23 protein-coding genes are annotated in these 22846 nt (G+C 65.7%); 8 read left to right on the top strand and 15 right to left on the bottom strand.

Translation table 11 applies throughout. The features are described from left to right. Window positions 1-868 precede the first annotated feature (868 nt). Window positions 869-1303, top strand: coding sequence for a nuclear transport factor 2 family protein (locus NG698_RS06065; RefSeq protein ID WP_252608821.1), 435 nt, complete (start codon window positions 869-871; stop codon window positions 1301-1303). Between the two features lie 12 nt (window positions 1304-1315). Here NG698_RS06065 and NG698_RS06070 read toward each other — a convergent pair whose 3' ends face one another. Both NG698_RS06070 and NG698_RS06075 read right to left on the bottom strand, forming a co-directional pair. Next, window positions 1316-1597, bottom strand: a complete 282-nt coding sequence (locus tag NG698_RS06070) for an iron chaperone (protein ID WP_252608824.1) — start codon at window positions 1595-1597, stop codon at window positions 1316-1318. Window positions 1598-1773: 176 nt separating this feature from the next. Beyond that, window positions 1774-2154: a VOC family protein gene (locus NG698_RS06075; RefSeq protein ID WP_252608826.1), complete on the bottom strand. Its 381-nt coding sequence runs from the start codon at window positions 2152-2154 to the stop codon at window positions 1774-1776. A 315-nt stretch (window positions 2155-2469) separates the two neighbouring features. Here NG698_RS06075 and NG698_RS06080 point away from each other — a divergent pair, with 315 nt between their 5' ends. Continuing rightward, complete coding sequence (locus NG698_RS06080; protein WP_252599335.1) at window positions 2470-3627, top strand: glutamate--cysteine ligase; 1158 nt, start codon at window positions 2470-2472, stop codon at window positions 3625-3627. Window positions 3628-3805: 178 nt separating this feature from the next. Further along, a complete protein-coding gene (locus NG698_RS06085) occupies window positions 3806-4123 on the top strand; it encodes a hypothetical protein (protein ID WP_141139649.1) in 318 nt (105 codons plus the stop codon). A gap of 65 nt (window positions 4124-4188) precedes the next feature. Here the strand turns inward: NG698_RS06085 and NG698_RS06090 are convergent, their stop codons facing one another. Next, a complete protein-coding gene (locus NG698_RS06090; protein ID WP_252608828.1) occupies window positions 4189-4512 on the bottom strand; it encodes a hypothetical protein in 324 nt (107 codons plus the stop codon). Between the two features lie 38 nt (window positions 4513-4550). Between NG698_RS06090 and NG698_RS06095 the strand changes: the two genes are divergently transcribed. Next, complete coding sequence (locus tag NG698_RS06095; RefSeq protein ID WP_308216164.1) at window positions 4551-4922, top strand: mycothiol transferase; 372 nt, start codon at window positions 4551-4553, stop codon at window positions 4920-4922. Between the two features lie 33 nt (window positions 4923-4955). Here the strand turns inward: NG698_RS06095 and NG698_RS06100 are convergent, their stop codons facing one another. Beyond that, entirely contained in the window at window positions 4956-5423 is a 468-nt protein-coding gene (locus NG698_RS06100) for an SRPBCC family protein (protein ID WP_252599339.1), read from the bottom strand. 144 nt (window positions 5424-5567) lie between these two features. Here NG698_RS06100 and NG698_RS06105 point away from each other — a divergent pair, with 144 nt between their 5' ends. Next, window positions 5568-6752: a metallophosphoesterase family protein gene (locus tag NG698_RS06105; protein ID WP_252608831.1), complete on the top strand. Its 1185-nt coding sequence runs from the start codon at window positions 5568-5570 to the stop codon at window positions 6750-6752. Window positions 6753-6829: 77 nt separating this feature from the next. Here the strand turns inward: NG698_RS06105 and NG698_RS06110 are convergent, their stop codons facing one another. Genes NG698_RS06110 through NG698_RS06130 form a run of 5 tightly spaced genes read right to left on the bottom strand, consistent with a single transcriptional unit; the run spans window position 6830 to window position 12180 of the window. After that, window positions 6830-7045: a hypothetical protein gene (locus NG698_RS06110; RefSeq protein WP_252599342.1), complete on the bottom strand. Its 216-nt coding sequence runs from the start codon at window positions 7043-7045 to the stop codon at window positions 6830-6832. 47 nt (window positions 7046-7092) lie between these two features. Then, on the bottom strand, window positions 7093-9000 hold the full coding sequence (locus NG698_RS06115) for a glycogen debranching N-terminal domain-containing protein (RefSeq protein ID WP_252608834.1): 1908 nt from the start codon (window positions 8998-9000) through the stop codon (window positions 7093-7095). After that, the gene (locus NG698_RS06120; RefSeq protein ID WP_252599345.1) at window positions 8997-10325 is read right to left on the bottom strand and encodes an MGH1-like glycoside hydrolase domain-containing protein; all 1329 of its coding nucleotides are present in this window, start codon (window positions 10323-10325) and stop codon (window positions 8997-8999) included. Before NG698_RS06120 ends, NG698_RS06115 begins: the two co-directional genes overlap by 4 nt. Beyond that, a complete protein-coding gene (locus NG698_RS06125) occupies window positions 10322-11119 on the bottom strand; it encodes a sugar phosphate isomerase/epimerase family protein (RefSeq protein WP_252599347.1) in 798 nt (265 codons plus the stop codon). Before NG698_RS06125 ends, NG698_RS06120 begins: the two co-directional genes overlap by 4 nt. Beyond that, window positions 11116-12180, bottom strand: coding sequence for a zinc-dependent alcohol dehydrogenase (locus tag NG698_RS06130; protein ID WP_252608836.1), 1065 nt, complete (start codon window positions 12178-12180; stop codon window positions 11116-11118). Before NG698_RS06130 ends, NG698_RS06125 begins: the two co-directional genes overlap by 4 nt. A 116-nt stretch (window positions 12181-12296) precedes the next feature. On the opposite strand from NG698_RS06130, the gene NG698_RS06135 reads away from it, so the two are divergent. Continuing rightward, window positions 12297-13289, top strand: a complete 993-nt coding sequence (locus NG698_RS06135) for a Gfo/Idh/MocA family protein (RefSeq protein WP_252608839.1) — start codon at window positions 12297-12299, stop codon at window positions 13287-13289. A 150-nt stretch (window positions 13290-13439) separates the two neighbouring features. Here NG698_RS06135 and NG698_RS06140 read toward each other — a convergent pair whose 3' ends face one another. From NG698_RS06140 to NG698_RS06150, 3 genes are read right to left on the bottom strand one after another with little or no spacing between them, the layout of a single operon-like run. Then, the gene (locus tag NG698_RS06140) at window positions 13440-14369 is read right to left on the bottom strand and encodes a carbohydrate ABC transporter permease (protein WP_252599350.1); all 930 of its coding nucleotides are present in this window, start codon (window positions 14367-14369) and stop codon (window positions 13440-13442) included. Further along, entirely contained in the window at window positions 14369-15370 is a 1002-nt protein-coding gene (locus tag NG698_RS06145) for a carbohydrate ABC transporter permease (RefSeq protein ID WP_252608841.1), read from the bottom strand. The genes NG698_RS06140 and NG698_RS06145 overlap by 1 nt, the downstream gene beginning before the upstream one ends. After that, window positions 15367-16779, bottom strand: coding sequence for an ABC transporter substrate-binding protein (locus NG698_RS06150; protein ID WP_252608843.1), 1413 nt, complete (start codon window positions 16777-16779; stop codon window positions 15367-15369). The genes NG698_RS06145 and NG698_RS06150 overlap by 4 nt, the downstream gene beginning before the upstream one ends. 298 nt (window positions 16780-17077) lie before the next feature. On the opposite strand from NG698_RS06150, the gene NG698_RS06155 reads away from it, so the two are divergent. After that, on the top strand, window positions 17078-18226 hold the full coding sequence (locus NG698_RS06155) for an ROK family transcriptional regulator (protein WP_252599353.1): 1149 nt from the start codon (window positions 17078-17080) through the stop codon (window positions 18224-18226). Between the two features lie 20 nt (window positions 18227-18246). Here NG698_RS06155 and NG698_RS06160 read toward each other — a convergent pair whose 3' ends face one another. Next, complete coding sequence (locus NG698_RS06160; RefSeq protein WP_252599354.1) at window positions 18247-18600, bottom strand: GNAT family N-acetyltransferase; 354 nt, start codon at window positions 18598-18600, stop codon at window positions 18247-18249. Between the two features lie 67 nt (window positions 18601-18667). Beyond that, window positions 18668-19861 (bottom strand): serine hydrolase domain-containing protein, encoded by a 1194-nt coding sequence (locus NG698_RS06165; RefSeq protein ID WP_252608844.1) that lies wholly within the window; start codon window positions 19859-19861, stop codon window positions 18668-18670. A gap of 211 nt (window positions 19862-20072) precedes the next feature. Here NG698_RS06165 and NG698_RS06170 point away from each other — a divergent pair, with 211 nt between their 5' ends. Then, window positions 20073-20402 carry a DUF6457 domain-containing protein gene (locus tag NG698_RS06170; protein ID WP_248762200.1) on the top strand — a complete coding sequence of 110 codons (330 nt, stop codon included), beginning with the start codon at window positions 20073-20075 and terminating at the stop codon, window positions 20400-20402. Window positions 20403-20435: 33 nt separating this feature from the next. Here the strand turns inward: NG698_RS06170 and NG698_RS06175 are convergent, their stop codons facing one another. Beyond that, on the bottom strand, window positions 20436-22736 hold the full coding sequence (locus NG698_RS06175; RefSeq protein WP_252599358.1) for an FdhF/YdeP family oxidoreductase: 2301 nt from the start codon (window positions 22734-22736) through the stop codon (window positions 20436-20438). Between the last annotated feature and the right edge of the window lie 110 nt (window positions 22737-22846).

The raw sequence follows: 22846 nt of genomic DNA on the forward strand, positions 1-22846 counted from the left end.
TGGACACCCGCACTCCGCCCCAGACCGGTTTGTAGTCAATCTGGTCCTCGGCGCCGGCGAACGCGAGTTTGGGCAGGTCCCCCGGGAGCACTGCGGCGGAATCGTCAAAGTCCTGCAGCGCTTCGTACAGGGTGACGAACTGCTGCGTCTGCGCCTCGGTGGTCTGGACCGACACCGAATCCCAGTCGCCCGGTTCAGGTTCCGTGACCTGGCCTGCCGGTTCGCCGGCCTTTTCCACGGACATGGCGTGCGGGGCGCGGGTGACGGCCAGCATGCTTCGGTACGGACCCTCGAGCGGCGGGAACCCGCCCAAGGCGAGCGCCCGCAGACGGTCGGTGCGGAGTGCGAGCTGCAGGCCGCACAGCGCCAGCCAGGAGTAGCCGTAGTAGGCAAAACGGTCGACGCCGGCGGCATCGGCAATTGCCAGCAGATCCTTCGCGATGTTCCCCGGGGTGAAGCGTCTGCGGCGCCGGGTGGGCCATGCGGTGCGCTTCGTAGTACGCGGCTATCACCCGGTTGGTTGGTGCCAGTCCGTTGATGAGGTTTGGTCCCAGGTCCGGGTCCCCGCCCCACTGGCGCAGCGTCTCCGCCTCCGCCGCGGTGTGGGGCGCCAGGCTGACCGGCAGGAGGACTCCGGGTCCGTCTCCCTGAACCGTGACGGGGATGGTTGAGCCGTCATGGAGAACTGCCTCAACTGTTTCCGTGCCCATTGGCTGCCTCTTCCTCCGCGGTATTCACAGAGGGCATCCCCGTTCGTTGACACTCCTCTACGGCGGACGTGTACTTAAAATGGCGCCTGTGATTGCAGGGACAAATCACGAAGCGGCCCACGCTTCCGTGCGGCCGCCCTCAACACATGGAGGTCGAAATGGGACAGGCACGCGAGGTCATGGACCGCTTAACCACGGCCATGGCAGCAAAGGACAAGGAAACACTAGCGGGGTGCTACGCCGAGGACGCCGTGGCCTTTACTCCTGATGAAGGCGAGCTCACCGGGCGGGAGGGAATCACCAACTACCTCTTCCATTTCTGGGAAGCGCTGCCGGACGTCACGTATGAGTACGCCGATAAGCATGGGGCCGGGAATGTGGCTATCGATGAGGGTTTCGTCGCCGGAACCAACACCGGGCCGTTGAGCCTGCCTTCCGGCGAAACCCTGCCGGCCACGGGCAAACAGGTCAGGGTCAGAAGCTGCGACATCGCCAGGGTGGAGGGTGGCCAGATCACATCGCACCACTTCTACTTTGACCAGATGGACTTCCTGGGACAGCTCGGGCTGCTTCCGGAATTGTCCAAACACTGATCGGCGCCGGCCCTACTTGAGGATCTCGGCACGGCGCAGCCGGACGATGTCCTCCAGCACGTCGTTGGGGAGGGGATGCGCCGCCGTGAACCGGATGGTCCCTTTGGACAGGGAGTACCCTTCAAGCCGGCCGGCGACGGCGTCAATCACCGCCGGGGAAAACGGGAAGACGGAGAGGTGCTTGCCTGCCCGGACGACGCCCACGAGAGGCTTTCCCTCAAATTTCAGGGCCGGCATCCCGTAGCTCATCCCCTGCTCGGCCTCCGGCACAACGGCCCTTGCAACATCGATCACATGTTGCAGGCAGCCGCGGTCCGGCTCAGGAAGATCGGCCAAGGAATGTCAACGGAGCCCATGGCACCCATTCTATTCCTGAGCGTGACGCGCTATTCCTGAGCGTGGCGCGAGGGGCCGCACCTGCCTTCGCGGCAAGTGCGGCCCCTTCGTGCGCCAATCAGCCCTGCGGCTGGCTACTTGCGCTGGGAGATGTTGAGAATGTTCCCTTCGCTGTCCAGGAACCAGGCGGACTTCCCCCAGTCGTTATCCGCAACGCCGTTCTCCGTCTTCAGGCCGGGGAAATCGTAGTCTTCAAAGACGACCCCGCGGCCCCGCAGTTCCTCCATCTCGGCTTCGAGGTTGTCCGTTTCCCAGCCCATCTGGGTGTTCTTGGCCGTCCCGGCATTCTCCGTCTGGTAAATCAGGAAACCCGTTCCGTTGCCGCCGCTGTAAAACAGGCTGTCGTCCTCCATGGAATCGGACGGTTCCAGCCCCAGCTTGTCCCGATAGAAATCCTTCGCCCTGTTGATGTCCTTCGCAGCGAGAACAGCCATAACGGTTCGATCCTTGAGCATGATGATTTCCTTTGTGCCTTGCTTTCGCGTTGATGGCGATGCTCTCCCCCGGAGGCGGTTCCGGAACCCCGTTGTCCGGTGCCGCGTGGCCGCCCGTTACGCCAAGTGCCGGAGCGGCCACCTGGGACTCTCCTGCGCCGCGCCAGCCATCATCAGCGAGAGGATCCCCGAAGCCTATGTGGCCATTATGGAACTGAAAGGGCACTCGCGGATATAGGGGATTTCTACCGCTTCGAGCGTCCCTCCCGGAGGCCCCACGGATGCCGGGAACAAGTATGGCATCCGGGGCCGCTGTTGTTGCCGCACACTTAGCTAGTGCGTACTTTTGGTGTTGAAGAAGAATTCCTGATCGTTGATCCCTCCAACGGCAGTCCCCTGCCCCTGGCAGCAGACCTGCTGCGCCTCCAGGACCCGGGCGAACCGGCGGACCTTTCCACGCACCCGGCGCTCGCCGTCGAGCTTCACCAGGAACAGCTCGAAGTGATCACCCACCCGCACAGCACCCTGAGCGGACTCTCCGCCGAAATCCTGTCAGGCCGCGCCTACGCGGACTCGCTTGCCCGGAAAGTCGGCGCCAGAATCGCCGCGCTTGCCACGTCCCCGTTGGCAGTGACACCCCATTCCACCAGCAACCCCCGCTATGACGCGCTGCTGGAAAAGTTCGCCCTGACAGCCCGTGAGCAGCTGACCTGCGGATGCCACATCCATGTCTCCGTCGACTCCGATGAGGAAGGCGTCGCAATCCTGGACCGGATCAGGTCCTGGCTGCCGCCGCTGATGGCGTTAAGCTCCAATTCACCGTTCTGGGACGGCGCTGACAGCGGCTATGCAAGCTTCCGCACGCAGGCCTGGAATCGCTGGTCCTCGGCCGGGCCGACGGAAATCTTCGGCTCGGCGCAGGCCTACCACCAGCGCGTGGCGGACCTGGCTGCCACGGGCGTAGTCAACAACCCTGATTTTGACGCCCGCCTCTCCGCCCGCCACCCCACCGTGGAGATCCGGGTATCCGATGTTTGCCTCGATCCCCGCGACACCGTCCTGATCGCCGCCCTGGTGCGGGGCCTGGTGGAGACCGCTGCCCGGGAATGGAAATCCGGCCAGGAGCCGGACATGGTTCCGGCCATCATCCTGCGCCAGGGGGCCTGGCTGGCCAGCCGGTGGGGAATCCAGGGCGAACTGCTCCACCCGCTGACCCACAAGCCGGAGTCCGCGCGCAATGTCATCGCCGCGCTCCACCACCATGTCCGCGACGCCTTGGTCGAGGCGGGCGATGCAGCCTACGTCGAGGAATCCCTGCACCGGATCTTCGCCAACGGAACCGGCGCCAGGCTGCAGCGGCAGGCCTACGCGCGCCACGGCCGGCTGGCAGACGTGGTGAGCGACGCCGTCGTGGTTACCCACCAGGAACCCGCCATCTACGAGCCGCTCACCCCGGTTGACCTGTCACTTCTGGTCCCCAACCAGGTGGTTTAGCCACCAAACCTGATCGAGCAACCCCGCGCGCCTGGGCCTCGCGTCGGATTCTGCTCAATCATCCACTCCCACCCTGTCGGCAGGGCTGGATTTCCGGGGCGGCCCGCATGCCGCCGTCGAATGATTGAGCAGAATCCGTCGGCCGCAAGTGGGCCGGGAACCGCGGGATAATGGAAGCATGAGCAATCAGGACCCGGATCCCTGGGCGGAATTCGACAGGCTCAAGCCCGCAGTCCCGGACCGTGTGGCCGGCTATCCCGGCGGCGAACCGGTGGGCTTTGGCTTCCGGACGGGTGTGCGCAGCGCCAAAGTGGCCCTCGGCTTCGCCGTGTACGCGCTGGCGCTGGGAACCATGCTGGTCCTCACCGGCGCGGTGGTCTTCATCGCGCAGGGGCAGTGGCTGCTGCTCGGGCTGATGGTGCTGATCGAGGCCGTCTTCGTCTATGGATTCATCCGGCTGGCACGCCAGGCGCGCGACCGCAGAGTCTCCGGCTAGTCGCCCCTCCGGTCAGGCGGGCTTCTGGGCAGGCTGCGGGGCAGGCTTCTGACCGGGCAGTACGGCTAGGACTGCGCGGCGCGGATAGCCCGGGCCCCAGCTGCGCCGGCGGCCAGGATCACCGGGACCAGGCACATCAGGGTGACCACTGTGTTGGGGCGAAACGCCGCGCGGCCGCCGACGGTCCGGTACACACCCAGCGGCAGCACCATTCCGCCGCCACCCCCGCCGGAGGCACCGTCACCGGCTTCGCCGCCTCCCCCGAACCCGAAGGACACCAGTGCAACCGGGATGATTTCTTCCCCGCCCACCTGGACGGCCGGGCCATAGGCCTTGGTGACGCCAATGTTTTTGAAGGTGTCCACGAAGGACGAAAAGGAATCAGACATGACTTCACCATAGGCGCGCGGCGCGGCGATCACCATGGGTGAGCGGCCGACGTCGGGCCTTCCCCAGCGAGCGGCGCATTGCCCGCGACCCCTGCCTGCAATACTTCGGGGATGTCTGCTCCTTCAGCCGCGTTCGCCGAGAACGCCATCCGCCAGCCCGTGCGCGCCCAACACCTGACGAGTCGTTCATCCTCACGGACCAGGACACCATCGCCAGCGTCCGTCGCGCGCACCGGGAGGCTTGCGAGGCATCGCGCGAGGCGACGTCGTTGTTGGAGCTCGACGACGTGCTGCGCGGCAACCGCCGCGGCCCGCTCCCGCTGCATTGGGTGTACCTGCATGTGCTGCGGGAGTTCGCCCAGCATTGCGGGCACGCCGATATTCTGCGCGAGCAGATCCTCAACGGCTGACGCCGGGCAAGCGCCGGCGTCAGCAGCGCCGGGTCAAGCCTTGTTGACCGTCGCGGCGGCCGAGAGGGCGGCCAGCCCGCGCTCGAAGTCGCCGCCGACCATCTTGTCCATGTTCACGATCATGGCGAAAATCTTCGCGAGCCCCTTGTTCTCGCCGGTCATCCGCCACGTGACCTGGGTCCCGCCGTCGGCCGGTGTGAACGTAAACGTGGTGGGATTCACAGCCTTGAACGGCTTTGTGAACTCAAGGCGGACCTTGATACTCCGGGGAGCATCCGACTCGACGATCTCCATGTTTCCGCTGCCTGCTTTGCGGTTGCCGCTCCAGGCATACTTGGCCCCCACACCGGCGTCACTGCCCGAATACGAGCGGTTGAGTTCCCGGTCCACGTTCTCCCAGGGCGACCATTTGGTCCACTCCAGGAAGCTGTTGACCAGCGGAAACACGTGTTCCGCAGGGGCAGGAATAAGGGCGCTGCGAGTGACTTCGTAAGTTGACATGCCGCAATCGTAGGTGGAGGGAGCCGATATTCAGCGAGTCCCGCATGTGGCGTTCACCAAGTGTTCCGGAACCCGATACCTGTCTTGCGTACTGTCGCAGGATCGACGGCCGGAGGTACGGCCGCATCAGTGAAAGAGGCATCGATGACCACCGGAATCCACCAGCCCACCCTCAGCCGGCGGGCCGCGCTGGCCGCCGCCGGAACCCTTGGCGCGCTGGGACTGACAGTGGCCGCAGCAGCCGGAAGCTACGCGGCACCGGGAGCGAAGGCACCCAAGCCCACCCTCGCATTCCGCCCAGACGGCGGCTTCAAAGTGATCCAGTTCAACGACACCCAGGACGACGAGCAAACGGACCGCCGCACCATCGAGCTCATGGACAAGACCCTGGACGCGGAGAAGCCGGACTTCGTGGTGATCAACGGCGATGTGATCAACGGCGGCTGCGACTCTGAGCTGGAGGTCAAGCAGGCACTCAACCACGTGGTCCAGCCCATGGAGCACCGGCAGATCCCCTGGGCCGTCACGTTCGGCAACCACGACGAAGATTCCGTGGCACGGACGGGCATGACCGAGGCCAAAATGCTGCAGTTTCTGCAGACCTACGAATTCAACATGAACGGCGACTCCACGCCGGGGCTCACCGGGACGTCGAACTCGCTGCTGCTCGTGCAGTCGGCCAAGTCCAAGGAGCCGGCCTTCGGCCTGTGGCTCATCGACACCGGCCGATATGCCCCGGACGCCATCAATGGACAGGACTTCGAAGGCTACCCCGACTGGGACTGGGTACGCATGGACCAGGTCACCTGGTACCGCAGCCTGTCCATCGCCACCGAGCAGAAGTACGGCAAGAAGGTCCCCTCCCTCATGTGGGGCCACATTGCGCTCCACGAGCACCGCAACATGTGGTTCGCCAGCCTCGACTCGCGGACGGACGCCGATCACACCCGGGCCCGCACGAAGCACAACATCGTCGGCGAACGGAACGAGGACGAGTGCCCCGGCCCCATCAACTCCGGCCTGTTCAGCGCCTTCCTGGAACGCGGGGATGTGCTCGGCTACTTTGTGGGCCACGATCACGTCAATACCTACGTGGGCAACTACTACGGGGTGCAGCTCGGCTACGCCCCCGGAACCGGCTTCGGCGCCTATGGGCTCCCCGGCGCTGAACGGAATCGCCTGCGCGGCGCCCGGGTCTTTGAGCTGGATGAGAACCACCCCGGAATCTACAAGGACACCCGGCTGGTCTTCGCCAAGGACATGGGCATCGACCTGACGGCCAACGACCAGCCGATCGCTCCCCGGCCACTGGACCCGGCCCAGGCCTAGGGACGCTACCGTCGGCGAGGACTGGGTGCCGCTCCGTGTGGCTCCGGCGGGACTGGCGGGCGAGGGGGTGGGGCGGGCTATCCGGCTGTTGGCCGGTTTCTGCCGTCCCATCCCCTGTGCCGCAGGTTGCGGGTGGCCATCAGCGAGGCGCCGATGAACAGCACGCCCAGGACCACGGTGGCGACGCCCACGTAGAACCATCCACCCTGGCCGAAGATCATCAGCGCGACGCCCAGCAGGCACAGGCCTTTAGCTGTGATATCCAAGTACAGCTGCGCCTTTGGAGAGTCCATACTTCCACGATAAGCCCGGTGGCGGCATCGCACCCCGTGCGCTTTTCCTAGTCCGCCCGCTCGAAGCTACTGGTCAGGCGGACAGCGGCCAGGCCCGCGGCCGCAGCCCAGGCCTGCGGCGAACCTGCGTGATGGTACGTAACCGGCACAGGGAAATCCGCCCGCGAGAACCCGCCGAACAGTTCCGGCAAGCTGTTGCCAAAGTGCGCGGCCGCCTCCCGGATCCCCGCTGCCACGGCCCGTGCCTGGTCGGTCAGCCCGTAGGCTGCCATTCCCTCCGCGGCCAGCATGCTGTCATGCGGCCAGACGGAGCCGTTGTGATAGGACATCGGGTGGTAATAGTGCTGGCCTTCGGCGAGGGTCCGGATCCCCCACCCGGTGAAGAAATCGTCCCGGAGCAACCGGGAAGCGACCGCACGGGCGTCGTCGGCATCGAGGATCCCCGCCCACAGCAGGTGGCCGGCATTGGAAGCCAGCGCGTCAACCTGCTGGCCTTCACCGTCCACGGCCAGGGCGGGAAAGTTCTGGTTGTCCATCCAGAACGCGTCCCGGAACCGGAGCTTCAGCTCCTCGGCGAGCCCGTGAAGGGTGCCTGCCCAGGCCTGGTCATCCCATTGCTCGGCTGCAAGGCGGGCGCATTCCCTGAGGCCGCGCCAGGTGTAGCCCTGCACTTCGGCAAGGGCGATGGCGCCCACCGGTTCGCGGCCGTCGGCTCCGGCCACGGCGTCGAACGAGTCCTTCCAGCCTTGGTGGAGCAGGCCCGCGGGGTCCGGGGTGTAGCGAACAAACCCGGTGTCCTTCAGGCCGCCGTCGCCGAGGATCCACTCGACGGCGGCCCGGGCGGGCTGCTCCAGGTCGCGGAGCAGCACGGGATCCTCCACTTGCCCCATCGCCATCAGGAACAGCGGGGTGGAGTCCACCGTGCCGTAGTAGCGGCCGTAGGGAACGGCACCCAGCTGGGCCAGCTCGCTCACGCGCACCTCGTGGACAATCTTCCCTGGCTGCTCCACCCGCGCCGGATCATCCGCTGTTCCCTGCGTTGCAGCCAACGCGCGGAGCACATCGCCCAGCAGCTGCGGGCATTCTTCACGCGTGAGCATCGACGCCAGCAGGGAATCCCGGCCGAAGAGCGTGAGGAACCAGGGCAGCCCGGCCGCGGGGATGGTCAGTTCGGGCTTGACGGGGCAGGGCATCAGCAGCGAATCAAGGTCTTTCAGGCTCTGGCGCGCCAAGGCGGTCAGCCCATCGCCGGAACGTACGACGGCGGCCGGAACCGTCGGGGGTGCCTGCCCGCCACTGGCGACCGCAGAAACAGTCAGGGCCTGCGTCTCGCCCGCTGCCAGCGCCAGATCCCAGGACAGGGCGGCGCCGACGAAGCGCCCGTCGGCAGGCTCCCTGCGGACCGTTGGCGGGATGCTCGCGGCCAGGCGGACGCCGGCCTGGAAGGTCCGGCCCCGGAAAGTGTGGCTGTAATCGAAGGCCAGCGAGCCGTCGTCGTGGACGTCCATGCTGCTGGCGGCGGCGCTGAGATCGAAGATCCGGCCGTCGGTGCGGACGGTGAACTGGTCCGCGAAGTCTGTGCCGGCCCGCAGGACCAGGCGGGCGGTGATTGGCTCCCGGCCAAGGTTGCGGATGCGCAGGGTATCGGTGAGGCCTCCGGCGTCCAGCTCCTGGGTCCGGAGGACGAAGAGGTCGTGCGTCTGGTTCCGCCGTGCCGCCGGACTGAGGGCGGTCTCGCGGCGGCCCGGTTCACGGACGCTGCCCACATCCCAGAAGGTGGAGTCGTTGATCTCCAGGATCCAACGGGACAGCAGGCGCGTATCGGCAATGTAGAGGCCTTCGGTTCCCTGCGCGGGTGCGTCTGCCCGGCCCACGCTTCCGTCGGCAGCGCCGCGCATCATGGCGCCGTGGGCCACGAGGACCGAGGCGGCGGACGGGGGTGCAACGGCGGTCATGGCGTGCTCCGATGATAGGTGGTTTCCAGGGCCAGCGCGGCGGTCCAGCTGAATCTGCGGGTCCCGTGCGCGGCTCCGGTCCAGGGGTCTACGTACTCGGGGAAGTTGTGCTCCGCTGCGAGCCTGCCGATATTGCCCCGAAGGAACGCCGCCTGGTCGGTGTGGCCAAGCCTGTCCAGCGCCTCCGCGACCATCCAGGACATGTTGAACCAGGCCGGGCCGCGCCAGTACAGGGCCGGATTGTGGTCCACGGCCGTGGCATCGTAGCTGGGCACCATCAGGGCGCGCCCGTCCATGAAGCGGGGTCCGTTCAGGGTCTCCAGCAGGGCGTCGGTGTGGACCTGTCCAGGCAGCAGGAGCGGGATCAGGCCGTTGATGGTCGCCTTCTTGACCACTGTTCCATCGGTGATGTCGCGGGCTGAGTAGCAGCCCAGTTCCGGGACGTACAGGTCCTCCAGCGCTTCGGTGATCTGTTGCGCCCGGTTTCGGTGGGCCTCGCCGGGCAGGCCCACCTCGGCGGCAATGTCCGCCAGGGCCAGCTCCGACACCGCCAGCAGCGTGTTGAACAGCGGATCCTCCATCAGGAACGGGTAGTCCGCATCGGCGTCGTCGCAGCCGTGGTCCCGGTAGCGCTCAGCCATCCAGAAGTATTTGCCGTACTCCTTCTGGCTGGGCCGCTCGCCGGCGTCGGCGTGCTGCAGGTCGGGCCGGTTCAGATCGGTTTTGTTGTCCGTCGGGATCCGTTTCATCACCGTGTCCCACAGCGGCGAATTGTCCGTGCCGGACTCCCAGGGGTGCACGATGCAGGCCAAGCCGGACCCGCCGCGGTCGCGGCGGCCGGACAGGTATTCGTGCCAGTGGACCAGCTTGGAATAGTTCCGCTCCAGGAAGGACCGGCGGCGGGATTCGGCGGGGTCGGCCTGGTGGATTTTCCAGACAGCCCACGAATGGTTTGGCGGCTGGACCAAGCCTGCTGTCTCCACCTGCTTCGGGGAGCCGGGAATGAGGCGGGACTGCCAGAACGATGCCCCCGGGGCGTAGTCCTCGTCCCGGTGGGGATCGAAGATGATCTGCGGCAGCCGGCCGTCATCCCACTGGCCGGCGAAGAGGGCATCCATCTCCTGGCCCGCGCGGCGGGGTGAGATCCGGCTGAGGCCCATGGCAATGAAGGACGAATCCCAGCTCCACTGGTGGGGATAGAGGCCGGCGGCCGGAACCGTGTGGGTCGTGCGCCAGTTGGCCTCCAGCACCGCCGTGGAGCGCGCGGCGATCAGCTCGGCCACTACTGATGACCCGCCGTCGCTGGTCCCCGAAACGGCCGTCACAGGTATCGCCCCAACAGGGAGGGCACCCGGGGAAGGACTTCCTCCGCCGGTCCGGACAGCCGGGATTCCAGGGCCACTGTGCCCTGGTAGCCGATGGATTTCAGCGTCGCACCAAAGAGGGCCCAGTCGATGTGCCCGGCACCGGGTTCGAGGCGGTTGGAATCGCTTGCTTGAATGTGGCCGATGTATCCGGCGGCGTCCTGGAGGGCCGCTGCAGGGTCGCTTTCCTCAATGTTCATGTGATAGGTGTCCGGAGCCAGGCGTACGGCGTCCAGGCCCACAAGCGTCAGCAGCCGCACGCCGTCGGCGAGGGTGTTGATCATGTGGTCCTCATAGCGGTTCAGGGGTTCAAGATAGATCACCACCCCTTCGGCGGCCGCATGCTCGCCAAGCTCCGTGAATGATTCCACCAGCACGGCGGTGTCCTCTTCCTCGGAGCGCGACGGGATGAATGGAGGAAGGCGCTTGGAGAACATGCCGTAGGAGGCCGGCGTCATGACGCCCCGGCCGCCGATCTCGGCCATAACGCTCAGCTGCGATTTGAGCTGGACGACGGCGTCCTTCCGCAGTTCGTCGTCGAAGGCTCCGACAAAGTGGGGCATCTCCACGCAGGCGGTAGGCATGACCACACCGGCATCCCGGGCCCGGCGCAGTTCCGGCAGGCGCGCCTGGAACCGCAGCCCGCCGGCGGACCGCAGTTCGATGCCGTCGAAGCCCCAGGCAAGCGCTTGGTCGAATTTCTCTTCCAGGCTGGTACCGGGCAGGTGCTGCTCCTGGACGGTGATGAGGGTCATGGGAACTCCAATACCACCTGGAGGGCGGACTCCGGGTCCGTGTCCAGGAGTTCGTAGGCTTTGGCGGAATCCGCCAGGGAAAAGGTGTGGGTTACCAGCGCCGGCGCGTTCACCCGGCCGTCCGCGAGGTGGTCCACCACGGTCTGCTGCTGCCGGGGCACGGTCCAGCGGGAGCGGAGCCGGTTAGGAACGGAGCCGATCTGGGAAGCGAGGAGCTGAACCCGGTTATGGTGGAACTCCTCACCGAACCGGACACCGGCGGCTTCGCCCTGATAGAAGCCGGCGGCGATGACGGTGCCGTCGGCACCTACCGCCCGGGTGGCTTCGTGCAGTGCACGGTAGTTTCCGCTGAGCTCGATGGCCACATCCACGCCGGCACCGCTGGTGATGCGCCGGATGTCCCCTGCCAGTTCCGGGGCGGGGCCGAGGGCATGCAGGGCACCCCATTCGAGGGCACGCCGGCGGCGGGCCTGGATTCCGTCCACGGCGATCACCTTTGCCCCGTTAAGCACTGCGAAGCGGGTGGCAAGCAGTCCGATGACGCCCTGGCCAAAGATGGCCACGGTGGAGCCGGGGCCCAGGTCCGCGGCCAGCACGGCACTCAGGGCGATTGCGCCAACCCGCACGAACGCGCCGGCGAGGGGATCCATCCCTTCCGGCAGCACGTGGCCCCGCAGTGATTCTGCCGCGAGAACGCCCTCGTCCCGGTGGCCCCAGATCCCCCAGACCATGTCGCCCACCTGCACGGGAGGATCGGCATCAACGGTGTCCACCGCCTGTCCTGCGGGTGGCGCCAGCTCCACCACTTCGCCGACTTCGGAATATCCCCAGCCATCCAGCGGATACCCAGGGGCCTCCAGCCCGGGCTCGAACAGCCGCGACGCGGGGTCCCAGATGGATGTCAGGTAGGGGTTGGTGCCGCGGTAGGCAGTGAGCTCGGTGCCCGCCGAGATGCCGGAATAGATGGTCCGCACCCGCGCCTGACCGGCTTCGAGCGGAACGGAAGGCTGGTCGATCACGGCGACGCTGCGCGGCGCGGCCATGCGGAGGAAGCGGGACACTTCGGATCGATCCTTAGGTAGGTGAGGTGGCTAGGACTGTGATGCAAACGACATTAGCATAACAACTAGCCTACTTGTGTATAGACGTTAGGCAGAATCTGCAGTATCTTCATCACATGGTTTCCGACGCCTCCGCGAGTCAATCCCCTGCCTGCTATCCGGCTGTGAAAGTCGGGCTGGTGGGCGCCGGCCAATGGGCCGCAACCATGCACGCACCACTGCACAGCGCAGGCGCCGAGACCGAACTTGCAGGCGTGTGGTCCGCGAGCGGGAGCACCGCCGAGACGCTTGCAGCGAAGCACGGCGTGCGGGCTTTCGGCACGTTCGAAGAGCTGCTCGCGTCCTGCGAGGCCGTCGACTTCGCCGTGCCGCCCCCGGTGCAGGCCGAACTGGCCCCACGCGCCGCCGACGCCGGCCTGGCACTCCTGCTCGAGAAACCGCTGGGCGCCTCCTTGCAGCAGGCAGTAGCCGTGGCGGACGCCGTACGCCGCAACAAGGCGGCAAACGCCGTCGTCCTTACCAAGCGCTACCACCAACGGACCCGCAGCTTCCTCGCGGAGGCGACGGAACTGCGCAGCGAAGCGGCCGTCCTCGGCATCACCGGCACGTACCTCCACGGCGGATTCCTTGACGGAGGATTCCTCAACACCGGATTCCCGGCCGGCAAAGCCAGCCAAGGCTGGCGCGACGAGCTGGGCGTGCTGTACGACCTGGGCCCGCACCTGCTGGACCTCATGGAACTCGCCGCCGGACCGATCCAGGCAGTCCGCGCCGAAGGCAGCAAAGACTATGTCACGCTGACCACATTCCACCGTGACGGCGCCACCGGCCAGGCGTGCCTGTCCGGCTCCGTTCGGCTGCCCCGGCCCAGAACCGCGCTCAGCGTCTATTCAACAGCCGGCAGCCTGGACTACACCACCGAGGGGATGGACCACTCCGAATGCTGGCCTGCCCTGCGGCGGGAGTTCGCAGACGCCGTCCGGCTGGGCACCCCGGTAACAGTCGATGTGGAGCGGGCAGTACACGTCCAGGCGCTGGTTGAGGCGGTGGCCCTCTCCGCCCTCGAACAACGGCGGGTCCCGCTGGCCGAGATCCTGCCGAACGCGTAATGTGGCGCGGTTTGCAGGCGCCGGGCCCAGCCAGGTGTCCGGGCCGGCGCCGCCGTACCGCATGTGCGGCACCATGCCGTTGTCCAGTTGCCCGGGCAGGACGGCGTCCAGTAGTCGGAGTGGACGGCCTTGCGGCCGAATCGCCCGCCATTATCCTTTCTCCGCGCCGGCAGTGAGGCCCTCGGTGAGGAGCCGCTCAGCAGCGAAGAAGATGATGATGATGGGCAGCGTGAGGATCACCGAACCGGCCATCAGCACGGTGGTGGGCACTTCAATGCTGCCGGCCAGCTGGGACAGGCCCAGCGAGACGGTCCAGTTGGAACGGGTGTTCACCAGGAACAGCAGGGCGAAGAGGAACTCGTTCCACGCGATCATGAACACGAACAGGCCGTTGGAAATGATGGCCGGCATGGCCAGCGGCAGGCTGATACGGCGCAGCACGCCGAGCCTGCTGCAGCCGTCCAGGGCCGCGGCTTCCTCCAGGCTGGTGGGAATGGTGTCGAAGTAATTGCGCAGCATGTAGATGGTGACCGGGATGACCTGGGCCACGTACACGATGAGCAGCGCCACCAGCTGGCCGCGCAGGCCGAGCCGCGTGAAGAAGGTGAACAGCGGGATGGCCAGCAGGATGCTGGGGAACAGATACACGGCCAGGAACAGCGCACTGATCTGGCGGCGGCCGAAGAAGTTCAGCCGGCTGATGGCGTAGGAGCCTGGAATGGCCACCAGCAGCGAAATCAGCACCGTTCCCAGCGCCACCATGGCACTGTTGCCCATGAACCTCAGGAAGCCTTGGCCGCCGTCCTCTTGCGGAGTCATGATGTTGCGGTAGGAACTCCAATCGAGTTCGCCGAACGGAATGGCCAGCGAGCCGGGATCGCGCAGCAGCGAGTCAAGGGGCCTGAGGGAGAGGATGAACATGTAGTAGAACGGGAACAGCGTCACCAGCACCAGGCCCACGATCACTACCCAGCGGAGCACACCGAAGACCTTGGTCTCGATCACGTCCCGCGTCCAGCGCGAACCCTCCGGGGGCCGGGACGGGGAGGCCGGGCGTCTCGTTTCGACGGGGACAGCCATCAGGAGACCTCCTCTTTCTTGCCGAAGAATTTGATGTAGATTCCGACCATCAGGCCGAGGATTACGGCCAGCACCAGCGCCTGGGCAGACGCGGCACCGATATCGCCGCGCGCGGTCAGGAAGTTGAACACGGTCACGGCCACCACTTCGGTGCCGCCGCCACCGCCGGTGAGCAGGTAGATGTCATCAAAGCTGTTGAACGTCCAGATGAACCGCAGGACGGACAGCATGGCGATGGTGGGCAACAGTTGCGGAAGGATGATGTGGACAAAGCGCTGGATGGGGGTTGCCCCGTCCACCCTGGCGGCCTCCTCCAAGCTGTCCGGAATAGCGTTGATCCGGGCAGTGAGGAACAGGAAGGCGAACGGGAAGGACCGCCACATTTCAAAAACGATAACGGCAATCAGTGCTGTGGGGATTTCGAAGTTCAGGCCGAGGAAGGAGACTTCCCTGGCCCGCTCGCTGAGGAACGGGATGGATTCCTCCCAGCCGAGCAGCTGCTTTCCCCAATAGTTGATGAGGCCAAACTGCGGATCCAGCATGGTGGTCCAGGTAAATGTCACGGCCACGATGGGTGATACGTAAGGGATCAGCATGGACGCGCGGATCAGGGTCCTGCCCTTGAACGGCTTCCGGAGGGCCAGTGCCGCGATCAGCCCCAGGATGATCGCCCCAGCGGTGCCGAAGATGGAGTAGGCCAGCGTAGTGCCGAGCGACGTGAAGAAGCTGCTCGAGAACACGCTGTCGAAGTTGGCCACCGTATACGGGCCGAAGATGCCGGCGGCACGGATATTCAGGATCCGCACTCGCTGGAACGCAAGCAGCAGGGTCCAGAGGATCGGGAGAACCACCATGACCAGGACCAGGACCAGCGTGGGCGAAAGCAACGTAAGTCCGGCCCGCTGCTCCTCCCTGGCCATCGGTGAAAGCATGCGGCGCCCCCGCGGGCCGGCGGCTGATGCCGCCGGCCCGGCAGGAACGTCTTTTTTGACCGAACTCACTTCAGCGAACCCTGGATGGAGCGAAGGGATTCCGCGGCCTGCTTGGCTGCGGTTTCAGGATCGACTCCGCCGGAAGTGACGTCGCTGACCGCCTTGGCGATGGGCAGTTCGCCCAAGGCTGCGCCCACCAGGTCGCCCTGGCCCTGGGTGATGCCCCAGCGCTTCAGGTCATCCGGACCCTGCTCAAGGATTGAAAGGACGTCCTCGGAGTAGAAGTTGCCCAGAGGTTCTTTCCGGTCCACACCGGCGGGCATGGTCTTCCACTTGTCCGAGTATTCAGTCGGCTTGTCCGCCGTTCCCGCACGGACCGGAAGCCTGCCTTCGGGGGCGATGGACAGCCAGTCAACATAGCCGTCGGTCATAAAGTACTCCACGAACTTCTTCGCGGAATCCGAGGCAGAGTCCTTCATGACTGTCCAGGACACAATCTCGCCGAACTGGGCTGGCTGCTCGCCGTCGGGTCCCTGGATACCTGTTACGACGCCCGTGTTCTTGGCGAGGAAGGCAGGATCGGCAACGCACTCCGGGCACGTGGGCTTGGCGTTGTCACGCAGGCCGGCCATCTCGTCCAGGATGAAGGTGGACCATATAGCCATGGCTGCCTGGCCGGCGAAGTAGGAAGCGCGGACCGTGTCCACATCCTGGGCGCCCGGAACCGAGTACTGGGTCAGCATGTCGCGGTAGAACTCAAGGGCACCCACACACTCGGGGCTGTCAAAAGTGATGTCCCCCTGGGCATTGACCATTTCACACCCGTTGCCCTGCGCAATATGTTCGAAGGTCTGCTGGGTAAACGCCTCGCCGGGCTTATTGGCTGCCGCAAGGCCTGCGAGCTGCGGGGTGTCCAGCTTTTGCGCCGCTGCCTTGATGTCGTCATAGGTCTTCGGTGCCGCAATGCCGGCCTTGTCGAAGAGGTCTTTCCGATAGTAGAGGAGCTGCTGCCAGGAGGAGTCGGGGACCGACAGCTGCTGGTCGCCGTCCCGCGTCAGCTCGAGGGCCCGCTCGGAGAATGTGCTTGCACCCAGGCTCTCGATGACCGCCTTGTTGCTTGCGGGGTCCACCAGGTCGTTAGCGGCGAGCGTGCGGACCTGCGCAAGTGAAATGGAGCCGATGACATCCGGGAGGTCCCCGGCTGCAGCGGATGAGGTCAGGACCTGGTTGAACTGGTCCTCCGGCACGCCCACCAGGTCAACCTGAACGCCCGTGGCGGCGGTGAACTTGGCGATGATCTCCTCCGTTTTGGCGACGCGATCCGGCAGGGTGTCCGCCGTCCAGACGGTGATCGCCTGCGTGCCGCCAGTGGTTTGGCCGCCATTCGAACCTTCGTTGGGTGTGCAGCCTGCCAGCATTGCCATGGTCAGCGACGCTGCCGCAATCACGGCCACTTGTGAGCGGCCTCTGGTTCTCATCACTTCGATGCTCCTGTCTTCGGCGGCCCCGGAAACGGTGCCGCGGATTCGCGCGCTGGGCCCCCGTTTCCGTCTGGCCCGGACCGCTTCGGCCGGGCCAGCAAACAGGTACTGAAAAACTTCCCGGCCGTGAGCGCAGTCACAAAGCCGGGACTTGTGCCTAAAGGCTATCCAAATGTTGTCTAGCTGTCTAGCATTAGCTGCAGAGTCAATCGACACGGGCGCAAGCAGGTTGTGCCTCCTCCACCTCAGGAGCACCTAGGATTGCCAAAGTGCCTTTAAACCGTAGGAGCCGCAGATGTACGTGGGACCAGGGGACGTCCTTCAACTGATCCGGTCGGGTAAAGCCCGGACGCGCGGGGACCTCCAGGAGGAAACAGGCATGTCCCGCATGACGGTGGCACAGCGCGTGGATGCGCTCCTGAAGGCCGAACTGATCCGCGAGGCCGGCACTGCCAGGCCATCCGGCGGACGCCGCCCCACTGACCTGGCCTTCAACCTCCAGCACTCCTGCACGATTTCAGCGTCGGTTGAAACAACCTCCACCCGCGTCGCCCTCACCGACCTCAGCGGGGCCATCGTGGCCGATGAGCCCCTGGATATTGCGGTCGACGACGGACCGGAGAAAGTCCTGCACGGCATCATCGAAGCGGGACACAGACTCCTTAAGCGGTCCAAGACGCCGGCGTCGAAGGTCTCGGGGGTGGGCGTCTCCATCCCCGGCCCGGTGGATCCGCACACCCTCCGGCCCAGCCAGCCGCCCATCATGCCAGGCTGGGACGCCTACCCGATCGTGGAGTTCATCCAGGACGCGTTCCCGGTTCCGGTCCTGGTGGAAAACGACGCGGACGCGATGGCTGTCGGCGAATACAGCGCGGGCTTTGCCGGCGTCACCTCACTCTGCCTGGTGAAGGTTTCCACCGGCATCGGCACGGGGCTGGTCATCGGCGGGCAGATCTACCAAGGCGTCGACGGCGGCGCGGGCGACATAGGCCATGTCCGCCATCCTGCTTTCGCTGGGCTGCGGTGCCAATGCGGGTCCTTCGGCTGCCTGGCCGCGGGAGCCAGCGGAGGCGCCATCGCCCGCGAGCTCGCAGGCCTCGGCATCGAGGCTTCCTCAGGGCGGGATGTGCGCCAGCAGCTGCTGGCGGGAAACGTCGACACCATGCGGCTGACACACGAAGCGGGCCGGCGGCTGGGCGAAGTGATGGCCACCGTGGTGTGCCTGCTTAACCCCGCAGTCCTGCTCATTGCCGGAGACCTTGCCTCGTCCTCGCTGATCGGCGGCATCCGCGAAACGCTGTACCCCATGTCGCTCCCCCGGGCCACGCGTCACCTTGACGTCCGGCTTGCAGCCCTGGGCGAAGACGCCGGAATCCGCGGGATGTCCTCCCTGTTGGTGAACCAAGTTTTCTCTGCTTCCGCGGTCAACGCCCGGCTCGGCTGAGCGCGGCCGGCAACTGACCGCTACGCCCGAGCGCGCGGGGCCAATGCGGTGTTCAAGAACTCCAGGTGCACCGGCGTGATGGCCACCGCGGCCACCGCGTAATCCGGGTGCTTGCGGACGTACTTCTTGATGAAGGGGCAGACCGGGACGATGGCGCGGCCCTCCTCAACCGTTTCATTGAGCGCCACCTTGGCGAGCTTGCCCGCAAGTCCCTGGCCGCCGTATTCCTCATTGATCACCGTGTGGTAGAAAATCCGCTGCGGCGAGCCGCCGCCGTCGTACTCCTTGTACACGGCTTTACCAATGACGTTCCCGCCGGTCAGCACTTCGAAGCGCTGGCGCTCCGGGTTGTGGCGGATGGTGACATCGTGCACGGGATCTCCTCGGTTCGGCTTCTCGTACAGCCTAACCTCGGTACCCCCGCCCTTATTTCGCCTCCCGCTAACAGGCCAGATTGAGCGCGTTCACGGCTGCTTCGGCCATCTCGAGCGACCGCCAGTCTTCGAAACCAACGGGGTCCGGGACGGGTTCACGGGCCACCGCCATGGCCACCTGCCGGGACCCGTCTGCGCTGATCAGCGCGAGTGCCGCATATCCCCGCACCACGCCGACATGGCCAAAATAGTCATTATTGGAGCACTCGTCGTACTGCCTCACAAGGCCAAGGCCGAACGTTTCGTACTTTGGATGATGCATCTCCTGCACGCTTTGGAGCGTCAGCAGGGTCCCTTTCTGCAGGGCCGCGAAATAGGTGTTGAGTTCCGGGACGGTGGAAATCATCCCGGTGTCGGGGGAACCGGTGTGGAAAGGAGCGAGCGCTTTGTCCTCCAGCTCGCCGGTTTCCGTCCGGGTGTAGCCGTGGAGCATCCGCTGCGGGCCCGGCTGCTCCCCCGTCATCAGGGTGTCCTGCAGCGCCAAGGGCACCACGTTGTCGTCGTGAATGACCTCTCCGATGTCCTTGCCCCGCAGCTTCTCGACGAGGAGGGCTGACGCCGAATAATTCGTGCCGGAGTAGCTGTACAGGCTGCCCGATCCGCCGGTCCAGGGCATGCCCGCAACGAACGACACACGTTGTTCATGGGTGAAGGGCCCGTCAACTATGTGGATGGGCGATACCCAATAGTCGGGCATCCCGGACCGGTGGCTGAGGAGGCTGCGTATGGTGATGGGTCCAGGCGGCTTGATGATGTTCTCGAAGTCCGGCAGGTACTTCTGGATAGGGTCATCCAGAAGGACTTTTCCCTCCTCCACCAGCTTCATGACGGACACCGCCACCATGGTGGTGGTGATGTCGCCGATATGGGTCTGGTCACTCAACTGCACGGGTTCCTGGGTTTCAAGGCTGCGGATGCCTTCGGCCGAGGACCATTCGCCCAGCCTTGACTTCAGCTGGATGATGACGGCCGTCGCTCCTCTTGCGCGCATTTCCTCGCTGTACTTTTCCAGCACAGCAACAAAGGCCCGCGTCTTCGGGGCCGTCGCCGTCGCCGTCGCCGGAGAGGATTGAACAGTCGGGGACTGCTGATCTGGCGGATCCGGGGCGCTGGTGCAGCCTGCGAGCGAGGCCAGCAGCGCGGCCGCTGCCACGGCGACCGCAAGGCCGGAGGAGCTGAATCCATGAACGACTGCCTGCACCCACGTCCCTTCACGGGGCCGGTCAGCAACTGAACTCCCAAGAGACCGCCAACTGCCCCGGCACCTTCGACATTCCTCAGGGCAAAACGGAGTGTCAAGGACGCTGCCGCAGCCCGGTGACGCAGCCGCCCAGGCCTTGTAGTGTCGTTGGCAATGGGCCAGGACTCCCCCTGCCGCCCACCAGCAGCGAACCGGCAACCTAGGAGCGAACATGACTGTTGACGAGAACGAAGCCCAGGTCCTGGACCAGTGGACCCAGCGACTGGCCCAGGCACTGCAGATCCTGGACCTGGAGGTGGATCAGGAACTCCTCCTTGATCTGGCCAGGAAGTCTGCCGGCTCGGTGATCCATGCGGCTGCACCGGTCACCACGTTCCTGGTGGGTTACGCCGCAGGGCTCGCCGCCGGCAACGGCAGCGCCGGATCCAAGGAAAAGTCGACGGCGGCAGTCACCCAGGCGGCCGACGTCGCCTTCCGGCTGTGCGAGGACGGGCACGACGGCGGCCCGGCGGCTGGGGGCTGGGCGGACACGGGCCAGTAGGGAGCCCCGGCCACCGGGTCTCGCTCCCCACCGTTAACCGGCTACCGGCTCCAGCCGGACGATCACTTCCTTCGACGCCGGCGTCTGGCTGCCCTCGGCCACGCTGTCCAGCGGCACCAGCACGTTGGCCTCAGGGTAGTAGGCTGCCGCGCAGCCGGCCGCCGTGGGGTAGGAGACCACCCGGAAGTTCCGCAGCACCCGCTCCACGTTGTCCTGGTACACGCCGTGGATATCCACGTGCTGCCCGTCGCTGAGTCCCAGTTCGGCGAGGTCCCCAGGGCTGACAAACACCACTTCGCGGCCCTTCTTGATGCCCCGGTAGCGGTCGTTGTTGCCATAGATCGTGGTGTTGAACTGGTCGTGCGAGCGCATGCTCTGCAGGATCAGCGTTCCGGCCGGCCGCTCCATATGTTCGAGCTCGTTTACGGTGAGCATGGCCTTGCCCGTCGGGGTGGTGAACGTCCGCGAATCCCGTGGCCCGTTCGGGAGCACAAAACCGCCGTCCTGCCGGATCTTCCGGTTGTAGTCCTCGCAGCCGCTGACCACGTGCGAGATGTGGTCCCGGATGAGGTCGTAGTTCTTCTCGAACCCGGCCCAGTCCGCCTGCACGGAGTCACCCACCACTTTTTGGGCCAGCCTGCTGACGATGGCCACTTCGGACAGCAGGCCAGGCGCCACCGGCTCCACCGTCCCGTGTGAGGCATGCACGGCGCAGACCGTGTCCTCCACGGACACAAACTGCGGACCCGATTCCTGCATGTCAATCTCCGTGCGGCCCATCGTGGGCAGGATCAGCGCCTCGGCGCCGGTGACCGTGTGCGAGCGGTTGAGTTTGGTGGAAATCTGGACCGAGAGCTCGGTGTTCTCCATCGCCGCGAACGCCGCGTGGGTGTCCGAAATGGCTCCCACGAAGTTACCGCCCATGGCCACGAAAACCTTGATGCCGCCGTCGCGCATTTGCCTGATGGTTTCGACGGCGTCGACGCCGTGTTCGCGCGGCGGTTCAAAGCTGAATTCCTTGCCGAGGGCGTCCAAGAATGCCGGCGGCATCTGCTCCCAGATGCCCATGGTGCGGTCGCCCTGGACGTTGCTGTGGCCGCGGATGGGAGAGGCACCGGCGCCGGGCTTGCCGATATTGCCCCGGAGCAGCAGAAGGTTGATGATCTCCTTGATGGTGGCCACACCCTTCTTGTGCTGGGTGATGCCCATGGCCCAGGTGATGATCACCTTCTCCGCCCTGAGATAACGGTCTGCGAGTTCGTCGATATCCTCGGTCCGCAGGCCAGTGGCCGCCAGCACGGCAGCCTCGTCCAGCTGGGAAAGGTGCTCGCGAAGCTCCTCCAGACCTTGGCAGTGTTCGGCGAGGAACGCGTGGTCCAGCACCGTGCCCGGATTCGCAGCTTCGGCGTCCAGGACCCGCTTGGAGACGGCCTGGAGCAGGGCCATGTCCCCGCCGATGCGGACCTGCAGGAACTGGTCGGCGATCTCCGTGCCGCGGCCAATGATCCCCTTGACCTTCTGCGGGTTCTTGTAGCGCATCAGGCCCGCTTCCGGCAGCGGATTCACGGCCACAATGCTGGCTCCCGCCTCCTTGGCTTCCTCCAAGGCGGTCAGCATCCGCGGGTGGTTGGTGCCCGGGTTCTGGCCCATCACGATGATCAGGTCCGCCTTGGCGAAGTCATCGTAGGAGATGGTGGCCTTGCCGATGCCGATGGTCTGGCCCATGGCCCAGCCAGAGGACTCGTGGCACATGTTGGAGCAGTCCGGCAGGTTGTTGGTCCCGTAGGCCCGGACAAACAGCTGGTAGAGGAACGCGGCCTCGTTGGAGGTCCGGCCGCTGGTGTAGAAGGCGGTCTGGTCCGGGCTCGACAGCCCTTTAAGCTTCTCGGCGACGATGGTGAACGCCTGCTCCCAGCTGACCGGCCGGTAGTGGTCCTCCCCCGCTGGCTTGTGGACAGGCTCGGTGAGGCGCCCCTGCATCCCCAGCCAGTACTCGGACCGCTGCCGCAGCTCACTGACCGGGTTCTCGGCCCAGAATTCGGAGCCGATCACCACCGGAGTGGCCTCCCAGGTGACAGCCTTGGCGCCGTTTTCGCAGAACTCGAACGTCTTGCGGTGCCCCGGGTCCGGCCACGCGCAGCTCATGCAGTCGAAACCGTCCTTCTGGTTCAGGGCAAGCAGGGTTTTCCCGGTCCTGACCAGGCCCATGTGCTGCACGGCCGGCTCCAACGAGTGGTAGACGCCCGGGACGCCGGCGGCCCACGTCTTGGGGTGGCCGCTGACCTCGATGTCAGCCTCGTTGGCCTCTTCTACGTGCGGGTTCTTGCGTGCCACGTTGCACTCTCCTTGGTTCAAGCTCACATCGGCAGCGCACCGGTTTTCAGCGCGGTGTGACGGTCCCAGTCCACCCTTATTAAGGGGGTCATCCAAGTCAAGCAGGACTA

The organism is Pseudarthrobacter raffinosi (assembly GCF_023913735.1).
In the GTDB taxonomy this organism is placed as follows: domain Bacteria; phylum Actinomycetota; class Actinomycetes; order Actinomycetales; family Micrococcaceae; genus Arthrobacter; species Arthrobacter raffinosi.